Genomic DNA, 14,106 nt, shown 5'->3' on the forward strand with positions numbered 1-14,106 from the left:
TTGGTTGGCGAAAGTTTAACTCAAAACTGTGAAGTGAATGTGAAACTTAAAAAATAATTTTCAAGCTTTCATTCTCAACACTTATACCTTGACTTTTTATAAATTTTATTTCTTTTCCATCTTCAAATTTTAAAATATCTTTATCTTTTAGATTAATATCATAAGTTAAAATATGCAAAACAATATCATAAATACAAAAGAAAAGTTCTTTTTCTTCTATGTTTAAATCACAAACTTCAAGTTCTAATTTATCAAAATTTCTAAGCCCATAAGTATAAGCATTAACTCCATTTTCACTAGGATAAACACTAACATATATCCAATTATATACCGGCAAGCGATTATCATCTAACATTTTTGCATTTTCTATATAAAAACTGGGCTCTAAAACAACTGCACCTGTATAAAAACCTAAAGCATGTTTATTATCCAAACATAAAGCTGCAATTTTCGTAAACATTTTAGCTTGTTCTAATTTGCTTTGATCTTGACTTAGCACCGCTATAAGAAGATGAGCTTTATGTTTTTTAGTTTGCTCTAAGGCATCTTTCCACATAAAATTAAAATTTGCATAGTATTCTGCTTCGTGATTAGGTATAGGATTTTTAATCAAATTTAGAGTAATCAACATATTTTCATATGAAAAAATCACTCCCTCTTTGGTAAAATTTTCATCAGCTATTTTTATATTAAATTTATCTTCTAAAATGCTTTTTAACTCCGAAAAATTAAAATCAACTTCATCAAGAAGAACAAAAGAGGTAAAATTGTGATTTAAATCTATAGTCATGTTAAACCCTATTAAATTTTTATAAATTATAACCTAATAAAAATAAAAACTATAAACAAGAATTTCTTAAAAATTATGATAATTGATATTAATTATAAATTTATTTTTTATATAGTATAATTTTTTAAAATTTATAAGTATATTTTTGGAGAAAAATGTGGAATTTCTAAAAGATTACATCGATTTAATTATCTTTTTAATTCTAGGAATTATGGCATTTATAGCTTTTTGGTGTGTCGTAGAAAGAATGCTATTTTTTAGAAAAATTAACTTTAAAAATTATGAGAATCAAGAGCAATTTGATGATGCGATTAGTGAAAATTTAACCACTATATATATCATCTATTCCAATGCTCCTTATATAGGACTTTTAGGCACTGTAATAGGCATCATGGTTACATTTTACGAAATGGGCTTGGCGGGTAATATAGATGTCAAATCTATAGTCGTGGGACTTTCTTTAGCTCTTAAAGCTACAGCCTTAGGACTTTTGGTTGCTATTCCTGCTTTAATGGCTTATAATGCCTTACTTAGAAAAGTTTCCCTCTTAAGCAATGCTTATAAGGCAAATAAAAATGCTTAAACTACCAAAAAATGAAGGTTTAAATATAGTTCCATTTATAGACATTATGCTTGTTTTGCTTGCTATAGTGCTTAGTATTTCAACCTTTATTGCGCATGGAAAAATTCAAATCTCACTTCCTTCAAGTGAAAATGCTACCAATATAAGCAATAATGAAAAAAAACTTCTTATAACCATAGACGAAAAAAATACTTTTTATTTAAATGATAAATTAGCTGATTTAAATGAAGTTCAAAATGCTATTTTTTCACTTGATAAAAAAACCATAGTAGAACTAAAAAGCGATAAAAATGCTAAATTTGAAAGCTTTGTAAAAATTATAGATTTTTTAAAAGCCAAAGAACATGAAAATTTTCAGATTCTTACTGAGAAAAACAAATGAAAACTTTATTTTTAAATCATAAATACCAAGCTTCTTATATAACTTTTATAGTCTTTATACCTTTACTTTTTGTCATTTTTCACTCAAATGACTTTTTTAAAATGGAAATTAAAAATGAAGATTCTTTTTCTTTAGCAATAAAACAATTTACCCAAACTAATCCAACAAATGAGACTAAACCAACAGAATCCATTATAGAACCCATCAAACCAAAACCTCAGCCAAAAGTTATTAAAAAAACTCCTGAAAAAATTCAAAAAAAGATAAAAAAAACACCTCCACACCCAATACCAAATAAAACCCCAATAGCACCAACTCAAGAAGTTAAAACTTTTACAAAAACAACTGATACAAATGTCAAACCTAAAATCACCCAATTAACACAAGGAAAAGATAATCACCCTGTATTAAAAGAAATTCAAAAAGCTATACAACAAGCACAATTTTATCCAAGGCAAGCAAAAAAAATGCGTATGCAAGGAACTGTAAAAGTAGAATTTTTATGGAAAGAAAACAAAACTTTAGCAGATTTAAAAATCATCGAAAGCTCAGGATATGATTTGTTAGATAAAAGTGCTTTAGAAAGCATAAGAAAAGCTTCTTTAAATTTTCCACAGTATAACGGAGATTTAAGAATTACACTACCTATTATATATGATTTTAAAACCCTAAGAGGGTAAAATTATAATTTGCTACACTCTCTTATCTACAATTTGCGCTTCTTGATTTTCAATTTTATTTTGAAAATCTTTACTTAAATTCTGACTTAATTCTTGCAAAGATTTTTGCTTCAGTTTTTCAAATTCTTCAGGATTGCTAGCCTCAAGCTTTGCCTGCTCATCAGCACTTAAAGCACTTAAACCTTTTTTTTGAGCTTTTTGAAGCAAATCTTCGTCTTCTTTTTCTTTGATATTATTTTCCTTATCATCTTTTTTATTGATTTTTTGCGGATCTATAGTTTTCATAGCATTAGCTCCACCACCTGATGCTTCTTTAATGTCGCTTAAAATTTCTCTCATGCTAGGTTCTTTAACATCACTATCATCAACTTTACCATCTTTATTTACATCTTTATCAATAAAAAAATTTAATTTTTCTTCTATATTTGCATCATCAGATATTTTTTCATCGCTTGTTTTAAAGCCTAAATTTTGCATACTTTGCTGAAGAGTACTTGTATTAAAATTTAATTTTACACTTTGTTGTTTATTATTTAAATTTGAATTTAAAGAACCAAAATTATCTTTTACACTTTCAAACCAATTTGAAACAAATTGGTTTGCTTCGCCATTAAGCCTTATACTACCATCATTTCTAGCAACATAATTCGTATAAGAACCGAAATTTTTTTGTAAACTACTATAATTTTCATCGCTTAAATTTAAAGCTATAAGTTCACCTTGCTTATTTTCAAAAACAATCTTAACACCATCGCTATTTAAACTCGAAAGATCTTGCACGGGAATTTTATCTTGATCTTCTTTTTTTAATACGCTAAGCTCTTTTTTATCAACATTATTAGTTAAAGAATGAGTTAAACTAGCAGAAGTATCGATTTTCATTATTTATCCTTTTTTACATTTTGCAAATAAACCTAAACGACACATTTTTCTCTCATGTGAATTTTTTAAAGAATTACACTTTTTAAGTTCTTGCTCGTAGTTAGCACAAGAATTTGCAAAAGCAAAAGAACTCAAAATGCTTAAAACCAAAATTATTTTTAACACTTTCCAATCCTTATTTTAAAGATTTTTTAGTTAAAATTATACCTTTTATAATCGACAAAATCTTAAAAAACTTTATAATCTCAGAAAGGAATCAATGAAAGCATTAGCTCTTTTTAGCGGTGGGCTTGATAGTATGCTTGCAATGAAACTCATCACTGCACAAGGCATAGAAGTTAAAGCTCTAAATATCAACATAGGTTTTGGAAGCACAAGTGATAAAAGCGAAATCATGAAAAAGCGTGCGGCAATGATAGGTGCAGATTTTGAAATGATAGATGTAAGAAATTCCTATCTTCAAGAAGTGCTTTTTAATCCACAATATGGCTATGGCAAACATTTTAATCCTTGTATAGATTGTCATGCTTTTATGTTTAAAACTGCTTTGGCTATGTTAAAAGAAGAAAACGCAAGTTTTATCATCACAGGAGAAGTTTTAGGACAACGCCCTATGAGTCAAAGAAGTGATGCGATGGCAAAGGTTAAAAAACTTGCTCTTGATGAAGAAGATTTAATCTTGCGTCCTATGTGTGCAAAAAACCTACCTCTAACCAAACCTGAAAGAGAAGGTTGGGTAGATAGAGAAAAACTCGAAGGTATTAGTGGAAGAAGTCGTAAAAGACAACTTGAACTTGCAGCTAAATTTGGCTTAGAAGACTTTGAAAGCCCAGGTGGAGGTTGTTTGCTAACTCTTGATAATTTTGCTAAAAAAATTCGAGATTTCATAGAATTTGACAAAGATATGCAGGTTAATGACGCACAACTTTTAAAATATGGTCGTCATTTAAGATTACCTAATGGAGCTAAAATGATCATAGGTAGAAATGAACTTGAAAATACTCTTTTAAAAGGTTTAAAAACTCCTAAATATGAAGTCATAGAACTTGGGGATTTAATCGGAGCTTACTCTTTGGTAGATGAAAAAATTTCAGAAAAAGACTTAGAACTTGCCTTAAAAATAGCCCTTACCTATACTAAACACGAAGCAGGAAAAAGCTATGAACTTAAATTTAAAAATCAAGCTTATACAAGCATAGCTTTTGAAAATAAGGCTGATATTAATCAATTTTTTATTAGTTAAAGTATAAAGTATTTAGCAAAACAAGCGATATAGTATTTGAATCTTTTCAAAATATTGCAATCAAGCCCATGAAAATGGGCTTTTTTTATTTTAATCCATAAGCATTTTTTAAATTGTTTAAATTCGCACTCGCATTCAAAAGCAAACAATCAGCCAAAACTAAACGCACCATAGCACTAGCTACAACACTTCCTCTAACACCTACACAAGGATCATGCCTACCTTTGAGTTCAAATTCCAAATTATTGCCAAATTTATCTATACTTTCTTGCTTGGAAAAAATAGAAGGAGTAGGTTTAAAATAAGTTTTTAAAATAAGATTTTCTCCATTTGAAATTCCTCCTAAAATTCCTCCGCTATGATTGCTTAAAAACTTGCCATCTTTTAAAGCATCATTATTACACGATCCGCGCATTTTGCTTGCATTAATACCTTCGCCTATTTCAACTGCTTTAACAGCATTAATTCCCATTAAAGCATGAGCTAATTTAGAGTCTAACTTATCATAAAGAACTTCTCCAAGTCCTATAAGCATACCACTAACTTTTGTAAAAACAGCAGCGCCTACGCTATCTTTTGAGTTTCTAGCATTTAAAATTTCATTTTTAAAGTCACTTTCTAGTTTTGGATCAAGGCAAAAAATTTCACTTTTCTTAGCAAATTCAAAATCAAATTCTTTTTCTTTCAAATTTGATACAAAAGTTCCTACCCCAAAAACACCACTTTGAACACAAATGCCAAATTCACGCAAAAGCATCGCTGCAACTGCACCACCAGCCACTCTAGCAACACTTTCCCTAGCACTTGATCTACCCCCACCCCTATGATCTCTTATGCCATATTTATAAAAATAAGTAAAATCCGCATGAGCAGGACGAAATAGATCTTTTAAATTATCATAATCCTTAGAATGGGCATTTTCATTAAAAACCACTATAGCTATGGGATGACCCGTTGTATATCCTTCAAAAACCCCGCTTAAAACCTGAGCTTTATCGCTTTCTTTTCTTGGTGTTGCAAATTTACTTCCGCCTTTGCGTTTATCAAGCTCATTTTGCAAAAATTCTTCATCAAATTTAACCCCAGCAGGTATTCCATCAATAATACATCCAACAGCCACACCATGAGACTCACCAAAACTTGTAAATTTCAATCTCGTACCAAAGGTATTCACTATAAAGCTCCTAATTTCTCAAGTGCAATTTTTGCTGCCATTTGCTGTGCTTCTTTTTTGCTTCCTGCAATAGCTCTTGCAAGTTCTTTACCATCAAGCATTAAAGCAATTTCAAATTGCTTTAAATGATCAGGGCCAAAAGCACGCACTGTTTCATACTGCGGAGTTTGTCCGATTTTTCCCTGTGTAATCTCTTGTAATTTTGTTTTATAATCTTTTATAAGAATTTTTGCATCAATTTGAGGGAAATTTTTTTCTATAAGCCTTAAAGCAATAGTTTTTGCAAACTCGAACCCAGCTTCTAAATGTATAGCACCTATAATGGCTTCTAACGCATCTGAAAGTATAGAAGGCTTTTCTTTTCCTCCATTGTTTTCCTCAGCAACACTCATAAGAATAAAATCGCCCAAATTTAAACTATTTGCAATTTTTGCAAAAGACTTTTCATTCACTAAAGCTGCTCTAAGCTTAGATAAATCTCCTTCGGCATCTTTGGCGAATTTATGAAAAAGGTATTCACCTACAACTAAATCAAGCACGGCATCACCTAAAAATTCCAAGCGTTCGTTGTTGTAAGATTTTTTAAAACTTTTATGGGTTAAAGCATGTATAAGAAGATTTTTATCTTTAAATTCATAAGTTAAACTCTGCTCTAGCTTTTCAATGTTTTTCATCATTTTCCCTTGCAATTTTCAAAGCAGCTTCACGCGCCAATGTATCACACCTTTCATTTTCCAAATGTCCATTATGTGCTTTTACCCAAAAAGCCTTAATCTTATGAGATTTTGCCACTTTAATATATTCCTTCCATAAATCTATATTTTTTTTACCTTTAAAATCCTTTTTTATCCATCCTTCTAGCCATTCATTAATACTTTGAACCATTAGGTTAGAATCTGTAAAAAGCGAAATTTCACAAGGCTCTTTTAAAGCCTTCAAAGATTCAATAATTGCCATTAGCTCCATTCTATTGTTAGTGGTATTAGCCTCAGCTCCAAAACCTTCCTTTTGATACTCCTTATAACGCAAAATATAAGCCCATCCGCCAAAACCTGGATTGTTAAGACATGAGCCATCTGTATAAATTTCAATGTGTTTCATTGTTTTTCACTTCATAAATAATTTTACAAGTATTAAACTCATAACAAACAGGACAGTGATAAAAAAACAAAGGCATTACATTTTTACACTCAGAACAACGGTATGAAAATTCTAACCCCGCATTAAAAGAATTATCTTTTAAAATTTTTAACATTTTAAAATTAGAATTTTTAAAAACAAACTGATGCGTATCATCATGCTTTGAAATTTTACCCAAAGCATAAAAGAATTCTAAAAAATCTTGATTTTCTAAATTAAACGCTTCATTTTCCCTATAAAGCAAATCACAAATATCAAAAAAATTTTGCCCTAAAAACATATGATATTTTTCAAAAACTAAACGCCCCAACATAGGATTATCTTCTATTTTAAATTCTAAAAGTTTTTTCTTTTTTTCTTCATCAGTGATATTAAAAGTACAAAGTTCTAAAGCTTTGATAAAATCATGCTCTTTTTGCACATCTTCATTAAGCTCAAAAAGACATTCTAAAAGTTCTAAATTTTCTTTATAAGAACGAAGTTTTAAATAAACAATTTTTAAAAGTTTTAAAGCTTGTATATTTCTTGGACGCAGTTTTAAAGCTTGTAATAAAACTTCTTTTGCACGCTCTAAAAATCCTGCTTTAAAATAAACTTTTGCCAAAGAAAGGAAAATAAATTCTCTTTCTTGTTTATCTTTACATTTTTCAAGAGCAATTAAATAAATTTGAGTTGCTTTTTCAAATTCCCCACTTTTAGTAAAAATTTCGGCCAAAAAACTTAAATTTCCAAAACTCAAGCTACTATTTCTTAACAACTCTTTATGAGCGTTATCCATTTCAAATTTTTTTATAAATTTTTCAAGCTTTTGTTCTTCATCTTTGTTAGCAAATATTTTCCAAATATAATTTGCAACAGCTACAACAAATACTAAAATTGTTAAAATTATAAGCCCTACTAAAGGGTCTCTGTATTCTACAAAGAAAAAATCCATAGTCTCGCTCTAAAAATTTTATGCCAAATTATAGCCAAATCTTTGTATAATTTTAACAAGGTTTGTAAAATGATAACTAAAGAAAGTATAGAAAATTTATCCCAAAGACTTAATATTGTTGATATTATAGAAAATTATATTGAAGTAAAAAAACAAGGCTCTAGTTTTGTGTGTATCTGTCCTTTTCATGCAGATAAAAACCCGTCTATGCATATCAATCCTACCAAAGGTTTTTATCATTGTTTTGCCTGCAAGGCTGGTGGAGATGCTTTTAAATTTGTAATGGATTATGAAAAATTAAGTTTTGCCGATGCAGTTGAAAAAGTTGCAAGCCTTAGTAATTTTACTTTGAGTTATACAAAAGAAAAACAAGAAAATAAAAAAGAACTAAAGTCTATACTACCAAGCTTAAATGCGTATTTTAAAGATAATCTCAAACACCACAAAGAAGTCTTAACCTATCTTTACCAAAGAGCTTTAAATGACAAAGATATAGCCAAATTCGAATTAGGTTTTGCGGGAGCAAGTGAAGATAGTATAAGATTATTGCAAAATCAAAAAATTCCTTTAGAAGATGCTATGAGTGTTGGAGCTTTAAAAAAAGATGAAAATAATGAATTTTACGCAAGTTTTATATGGCGTATCACCTTTCCAATCTACGATCATAAAGACTTATTAGTAGGGTTTGGAGGGCGTACTTTAAATCCCAATGTACCGGCAAAGTATGTAAATTCACCCCAAAATATACTTTTTGATAAAAGTAGAATTTTTTATGCTTTTAACATCGCTAAAGAAAATATAGCCCAAAAAAAAGAAATAATAGTATGTGAAGGCTACATGGATGCAATAGCTTTTCACAAAGCAGGGTTTAATAATGCTGTAGCAGTTCTTGGAACAGTATTAACCGAACATCATCTACCCTTAATCCGCCGTTATGATGCAAAAGTGATTTTATGTTTTGACAATGATGAAGCAGGATTAAAAGCTGCGACACGATCTGCATTTTTATTAAGCACAAACAAAATAGACGGTAAAGTGGCAATTTTGCAAGGTGGAAAAGATCCTGCTGAGCTCGTAGCAAAAAATGAAAGCACAAAACTTCATGATATACTCGATGAAGGAATAGAGCTTGGTGAATTTTATATCAGACGCTTAATATCCACTCATTCCATAATTTCTGCTCTTGATAAACAAAAAGCTTTAGAAACTATACAAAAATTCACCTTTAATCTTGAACCTTTAGTGGCAAATTCTTACACTAGTCTAGTTTCAAATTTATTAAAAGTAGATGAAAAATTTATTGTCTTATCACAAAATTCAAAAAAAACCATACAAACCCCTTTAATTTCTCAAAATAAATACAATTTTCCTAAAGAAAAAATTCACATTGCAGAATTAGAACTTATAGCTTTTTTAAAACAGCATCCAGATATATGTAACGATTTTAAGCAAATTAGTGATAGTGTTTGTTTTAAGCATAAAATTTTATTGGATAAAATTTTAGAAAAAAAAGGTTATGAAGATAGTGATATTAGAGAATTTGAAAGTAAAAATATTCGAAAAAATTTAAACTATAGCGAATTCTTGTTAGGTATTTGCAAGGTTAATTTAGCTTTTTTAAACAATGTAAAAATTAAAAATTCTACACTCGCATTAAAAAAACAACTTTTTACGCTTATTGATAAAAATTTAAATCTTCTAATTAAAAATTTAAATACCGAAGAATTAAATAATTTTTTAAAAGAATATTTAAGCTTCTTAAAATATGAAAAAAACGAAGAAATTCTGCAACAATCATTTAGAAACTTAAATGGAATTTTTAGCAACAAAAACTTTACAGCTTATGATTTAGGATTTAGCGCACAAGATAATGACGAACCTTTTTAATTTATTTAAATTTCAAGCCTTAATTTACCTTTTTTTAAACACAATCACGCTAAAGTATATAAAAATTTTTAAGGATAAATTATGATGCCTTTTAGCGATGAAGAGCTTATAAATCCTGTTAAAGCAAGTTTAGAAAAGAGCTTGCCTATGCTTGAACGTGATGGCGGAGGGCTTGAATTTTTAGGAATTAAAAATGGGGTTGTTTATGTCCATTTAATAGGAGCTTGTAAAGGCTGTGCATCGAGTGGAACAACGCTAAAATATGGCCTTGAAAGGCAACTTAAGATCGATATTCATCCAGAAATCACTATAATCAATTTAAACGGCGGAGCAGACGAATTTGCAAAATTATAAAAAACTTGGAATTGAACATTTTTACAAGAAAGATTTTAAAACTGCAAAAATGTATTTTTCTATGGCTTATGAAAAACGCAAAAATAAACGCTTGCTAAATTTTATCTGCCTTTGTGATCTTGCTTTAAAATCTCCTAAAGAAGCTTCTTTACTTTTTGATTTTTATATAGAACATTACAAAATCTCTAGCATTGATAAAGACTTAGAAGAAATTTTAAGTACAATTGAATTTAAAAAACAAGAAAACAAACAGGAAAATGAATTTGAAGATGGGCATGCGTTAAATTATCAAGATTTTTTAAAAAGCGAAGAAGAACTTGGCTTTCAAAAAAGTTTTGAAAATATCATTAATAGCACTAAATTAGTTATTGATAATCGTGATGATTTTTTAGATTTTTTGGAAAAATTACTTGATAATGGCTATAAAGATATGACTTTAAATTATATAGAAAATGTTATGCCTCATTTTTGGGCAAATGATAGATTTATCAAACTCCAAGAAAAACTCATAGGATTTAAAAGTGAAATTAAAACTTGAAAATTCATTCATTACAGATAATACCTTAGAGTGTGAAAAAGAATGCTTTTTTTTACAAACCACACAAAATGCTAAATTTCACGCTCAAGCCTTAGAAAAAGGCGCAAAAATCATTGATGTAAATGAGTGTAAAAAACTTTTAAAAATCGATGAAAAGATTCAAATCATAGGAATCACAGGAACCAATGGCAAAACCACAACCGCAGCAGCGATTTATTCTATCTTATTGGATTTAGGTTATAAATGCGGGCTTTGCGGAACAAGAGGAGCTTTTATCAACGATGAACAAATTGATGAAAAATCCTTAACCACCTCCCCTATTCTTAAAACCTTAGAGTACCTACAAATAGCCACTCAAAAAAAATGTGATTTTTTCATCATGGAAGTAAGCTCACACGCACTCGTTCAAAACCGTATCGAAGGCTTAAAATTTGTTGCTAAAATTTTTACCAATATCACTCAAGATCATTTAGATTTTCACGGTACTTTTGAAAATTACAAAGAAGCAAAAGAGCTTTTTTTTACAGATGAGAGTTTAAAATTTATCAACAAAGATGCTTTGGCTATTAAATTTAATGTGCGTAATGCTTTTACTTATGGTATAGAAAATCCTGCTTTATATCAAATCAAAGCTTATTCTTTAGAAGAAGGCATTAGTGCTATTGCAACAAATAAAAATCAAACTTTTCACATAGACTCGCCCTTGCTAGGACTTTTTAATCTTTACAATCTTCTAGTTGCTAGTGCTTGTGTGAATGAACTCGTAAAGCCTGATTTAAAAGATTTAGAAAAAGCTATCAGTGGATTTGGCGGGGTTTGTGGTAGAGTAGAACAAGTAGCAAAAGGTGTGATCGTAGATTTTGCTCATACGCCTGATGGCATTGAAAAAGTACTTGACACTCTTAAAAATAAAAAACTCATCGTTGTTTTTGGAGCAGGTGGAGATAGAGATAAAACCAAACGCCCTTTAATGGGAACAATCGTCGAACATTTTGCAAAAATTGCTATCATTACAAGTGATAATCCACGTAGCGAAGAACCAAAAACCATCATGGAAGAAATTTTATCAGGCTTTGCTAAAAAAGAAAAAGTTTTAATGATAGAAGATAGAAAAGAAGCTATAAAAAAAGCTTTAGAACTAAAAGAAAATGACGATTTAGTCGTTATTTTAGGCAAAGGTGATGAAACTACTCAAGAAATTAAAGGGATAAAATATCCTTTTAGTGATAAAGTAGTTGTTAATGAAATTTTAAAAAATCAAGGATAATCAATGTTTGAAAATATGGATTTTTCTAAAATGGGCGAACTTTTAAATCAAGTTCAAGAAAAAGCAAAAAATATAGAACTAGAACTTGCAAATCGTGAATTTAGCGCCAAAAGTGGAGCAGGACTTGTTAAAGTAAGTGCTAATGGAAAGGGTGAAATTATCGATGTTAGCATTGATGATTCTTTACTTGAAGATAAAGAGTCCTTGCAAATTTTACTTATTTCTGCAATTAATGATGTTTTGGCTATGGTTGCGCAAAATCGTTCCAGTATGGCAAATGATGTTTTAGGTGGTTTTGGAGGTATGAAATTATGAAAAAAATTTTAATTATTTGCATGCTTTTTACTTTGTCTTTTGGTATAGAAAGACCTAAATTTGAAGATTTTTTAGCAGGTTATGAAAGAAATAAGGCAAGCATGCTCAACTATGAAGGAATGCCAGCTTTTGCACTCAGTGAAAATTTACTTGCTGTGTTAAAACAGCCTAATACTAAGCTTAACAAATATGTAAAATATGATCCATTTTTAAATTTATATCTTGTAAGAACTGACTTTAGCCTAATCCCTACTCCTATGGGTGATGAAGAAAAACTTACTCGTAATGATTGGGTTGGAATTTGGGATCCTAATAAACCTTATATAGGGCATATTAAGTATTTAGCTCAAAATATTGACGAAAAAGATCAACTTGATTTTAATTCTAAAATAGGACTTTTAGGGACTCCGTGCTGTGAAATGATGGGGATTGCTTTAAATAATAGCTCTTTTATAGGCAATCGCTATTTAAAACATTTTATGAAATATAACGATGCTTATTGGGGGGATATTGGCGTTGATTTTGTTGTTCGAGAAAATAAAATTTATGTTAACAATGTAAGAAAAAATCCACAATTTTTAATCAACGATCAAGTTATAAGTGTTGATGGCTTGCCCGCCAATGATTTAAGAAAACTCAATGAAAAAATTCTTTTTGCAGATCGCGGAAGCACTCTTTATTTTCAAGTGTTGCGTGATAATATGGATTTAAATATTTCTACTGAAGTTTTTGCAAAAGATTTGAGCAAATTTAATCTTCCTGATTCTAAACCAAAACCAAAAATTACAAATTTCACAAGCAATCTTGGTTTAACGGTTAATACTAGTCTTGTTGTAACTAAAATAGATCCAAAATCAAAAGCATCAAATGCAGGATTTATGGTAGGAGATAAAATTTTACGCGTTAATAATATTATTTTAAATAATTTTAAAGAATTACAAAATATTTTAAGCGCTGGTAATGACTTTAGCATCTTGATTGAACGCAAAAGTACTAAATTACCTTTATCAAATTTCAACAATGAACTAGGCGGAAATGCCAACTCAGGTGGCGACGGTAAATTTCAATTTTTCATAAGGCTTACTAAGTGAATTTAAAAGAACTTTTTATCCATCACTTAGAAAAAAATCTACCTAAAGTTGAAAGTTTTCATCCTTTTTTTAATGAAGCTTTAGCCCTTATGCTAAAAGCAGGAGGAAAGCATTTTCGTGCACAATTGCTTTTAAGCGTAGTACAAAGCAATAAACCTGAACTTTTAAATCAAGCTTTAGATGTGGCTTTAGCTTTGGAATTTATCCATACTTATTCACTCATACATGATGATTTACCCGCTATGGATAATGCGGATTTTAGACGAGGAATTCCAACCTTACACAAAAGCTACGATGAAACTACAGCCATCTTAGTGGGTGATGCTTTAAATACTGAAGCTTTTTTAGTTCTAAGTCATGCTCATTTAAAAGATGAAATCAAAATCAAACTCATCAAAACCCTTGCCTTTAATGCAGGACTTAATGGAATGATCATAGGACAAGCTATTGATTGTTTCTTTGAAGACAAAAGACTGAGTTTAAATGAACTTGAGTTTTTACATACACACAAAACCGCAAGATTAATCGCTGCAGCTTTAAAAATGGGTTGTGAAATTTGCGAACTTAACAACGAAGAAAGCAATCAAATTTACAAACTTGGTTTAAAACTAGGACTGATTTTTCAAATCAATGATGATATTATCGATGTAACTACAAGTCAAGAACAAAGCGGAAAGCCTACTAACAACGATACTCATAAAAATTCTTTTGTCAATTTACTTGGACTTGAACAAGCCATAAAAACAAAAGAAAATCTTCTTAGTGAATGTGAACAAGACTTAGAAAAACTTAATGAAAAACTCGCGCAAATGATACAAAATTTAATAATTCAATACTTATAAAGGC

Annotated in this window: 18 protein-coding genes; 11 read left to right on the forward strand and 7 right to left on the reverse strand. The window is 29.7% G+C overall.

The features are described 5' to 3' along the window. Window positions 1-46: 46 nt before the first annotated feature. Window positions 47-790 carry a DUF4261 domain-containing protein gene (locus tag SR63_RS07795; RefSeq protein ID WP_002866602.1) on the reverse strand — a complete coding sequence of 248 codons (744 nt, stop codon included), beginning with the start codon at window positions 788-790 and terminating at the stop codon, window positions 47-49. A 157-nt stretch (window positions 791-947) separates the two neighbouring features. Between SR63_RS07795 and exbB the strand changes: the two genes are divergently transcribed. From exbB to SR63_RS07810, 3 genes are read left to right on the forward strand one after another with little or no spacing between them, the layout of a single operon-like run. Beyond that, window positions 948-1,373, forward strand: a complete 426-nt coding sequence (exbB, locus tag SR63_RS07800) for a TonB-system energizer ExbB (RefSeq protein ID WP_002851166.1) — start codon at window positions 948-950, stop codon at window positions 1,371-1,373. After that, window positions 1,366-1,755 (forward strand): TonB system transport protein ExbD, encoded by a 390-nt coding sequence (gene exbD, locus SR63_RS07805; RefSeq protein WP_002851470.1) that lies wholly within the window; start codon window positions 1,366-1,368, stop codon window positions 1,753-1,755. Before exbB ends, exbD begins: the two co-directional genes overlap by 8 nt. Then, the gene (locus tag SR63_RS07810) at window positions 1,752-2,435 is read left to right on the forward strand and encodes an energy transducer TonB (RefSeq protein ID WP_002866604.1); all 684 of its coding nucleotides are present in this window, start codon (window positions 1,752-1,754) and stop codon (window positions 2,433-2,435) included. The genes exbD and SR63_RS07810 overlap by 4 nt, the downstream gene beginning before the upstream one ends. Before the next feature lie 12 nt (window positions 2,436-2,447). Here the strand turns inward: SR63_RS07810 and SR63_RS07815 are convergent, their stop codons facing one another. Beyond that, window positions 2,448-3,317 carry a hypothetical protein gene (locus tag SR63_RS07815; protein ID WP_147498421.1) on the reverse strand — a complete coding sequence of 290 codons (870 nt, stop codon included), beginning with the start codon at window positions 3,315-3,317 and terminating at the stop codon, window positions 2,448-2,450. Window positions 3,318-3,320: 3 nt separating this feature from the next. Continuing rightward, window positions 3,321-3,482 carry a hypothetical protein gene (locus SR63_RS07820; RefSeq protein ID WP_002778908.1) on the reverse strand — a complete coding sequence of 54 codons (162 nt, stop codon included), beginning with the start codon at window positions 3,480-3,482 and terminating at the stop codon, window positions 3,321-3,323. 94 nt (window positions 3,483-3,576) lie between these two features. On the opposite strand from SR63_RS07820, the gene SR63_RS07825 reads away from it, so the two are divergent. After that, entirely contained in the window at window positions 3,577-4,560 is a 984-nt protein-coding gene (locus SR63_RS07825) for an MnmA/TRMU family protein (protein WP_002877863.1), read from the forward strand. Window positions 4,561-4,645: 85 nt separating this feature from the next. On the opposite strand, the gene aroC is transcribed toward SR63_RS07825, so the two are convergent. From aroC to SR63_RS07845, 4 genes are read right to left on the reverse strand one after another with little or no spacing between them, the layout of a single operon-like run. Next, entirely contained in the window at window positions 4,646-5,734 is a 1,089-nt protein-coding gene (gene aroC / locus SR63_RS07830; protein WP_002870201.1) for a chorismate synthase, read from the reverse strand. Next, window positions 5,734-6,408 carry a ribonuclease III gene (gene rnc, locus SR63_RS07835; RefSeq protein WP_002851153.1) on the reverse strand — a complete coding sequence of 225 codons (675 nt, stop codon included), beginning with the start codon at window positions 6,406-6,408 and terminating at the stop codon, window positions 5,734-5,736. Before rnc ends, aroC begins: the two co-directional genes overlap by 1 nt. Further along, complete coding sequence (rnhA, locus tag SR63_RS07840; protein ID WP_002851277.1) at window positions 6,395-6,835, reverse strand: ribonuclease HI; 441 nt, start codon at window positions 6,833-6,835, stop codon at window positions 6,395-6,397. Before rnhA ends, rnc begins: the two co-directional genes overlap by 14 nt. After that, the gene (locus SR63_RS07845; RefSeq protein WP_002870200.1) at window positions 6,822-7,808 is read right to left on the reverse strand and encodes a CDC27 family protein; all 987 of its coding nucleotides are present in this window, start codon (window positions 7,806-7,808) and stop codon (window positions 6,822-6,824) included. The genes rnhA and SR63_RS07845 overlap by 14 nt, the downstream gene beginning before the upstream one ends. 69 nt (window positions 7,809-7,877) lie before the next feature. Here SR63_RS07845 and dnaG point away from each other — a divergent pair, with 69 nt between their 5' ends. The 7 genes from dnaG to SR63_RS07880 all read left to right on the forward strand — a co-directional run bounded on the left by dnaG (window position 7,878) and on the right by SR63_RS07880 (window position 14,102). After that, on the forward strand, window positions 7,878-9,695 hold the full coding sequence (gene dnaG, locus SR63_RS07850; protein ID WP_147498422.1) for a DNA primase: 1,818 nt from the start codon (window positions 7,878-7,880) through the stop codon (window positions 9,693-9,695). An 81-nt stretch (window positions 9,696-9,776) separates the two neighbouring features. Next, window positions 9,777-10,049, forward strand: coding sequence for a NifU family protein (locus SR63_RS07855; protein ID WP_002866611.1), 273 nt, complete (start codon window positions 9,777-9,779; stop codon window positions 10,047-10,049). Further along, window positions 10,036-10,587, forward strand: coding sequence for a hypothetical protein (locus SR63_RS07860; protein ID WP_002855727.1), 552 nt, complete (start codon window positions 10,036-10,038; stop codon window positions 10,585-10,587). The genes SR63_RS07855 and SR63_RS07860 overlap by 14 nt, the downstream gene beginning before the upstream one ends. Beyond that, entirely contained in the window at window positions 10,571-11,854 is a 1,284-nt protein-coding gene (locus SR63_RS07865; RefSeq protein WP_002866612.1) for a UDP-N-acetylmuramoyl-L-alanyl-D-glutamate--2,6-diaminopimelate ligase, read from the forward strand. Before SR63_RS07860 ends, SR63_RS07865 begins: the two co-directional genes overlap by 17 nt. Window positions 11,855-11,857: 3 nt before the next feature. Next, window positions 11,858-12,169, forward strand: coding sequence for a YbaB/EbfC family nucleoid-associated protein (locus SR63_RS07870; protein WP_002851172.1), 312 nt, complete (start codon window positions 11,858-11,860; stop codon window positions 12,167-12,169). After that, window positions 12,166-13,260 carry a PDZ domain-containing protein gene (locus SR63_RS07875; RefSeq protein WP_002866852.1) on the forward strand — a complete coding sequence of 365 codons (1,095 nt, stop codon included), beginning with the start codon at window positions 12,166-12,168 and terminating at the stop codon, window positions 13,258-13,260. The genes SR63_RS07870 and SR63_RS07875 overlap by 4 nt, the downstream gene beginning before the upstream one ends. Beyond that, window positions 13,257-14,102, forward strand: coding sequence for a polyprenyl synthetase family protein (locus SR63_RS07880; RefSeq protein WP_147498423.1), 846 nt, complete (start codon window positions 13,257-13,259; stop codon window positions 14,100-14,102). The genes SR63_RS07875 and SR63_RS07880 overlap by 4 nt, the downstream gene beginning before the upstream one ends. The last annotated feature ends 4 nt before the right edge of the window (window positions 14,103-14,106 follow it).

It is taken from the genome of Campylobacter sp. 2014D-0259, assembly GCF_008000505.1.
GTDB classification, from domain to species: Bacteria; Campylobacterota; Campylobacteria; order Campylobacterales; family Campylobacteraceae; genus Campylobacter_D; species Campylobacter_D jejuni.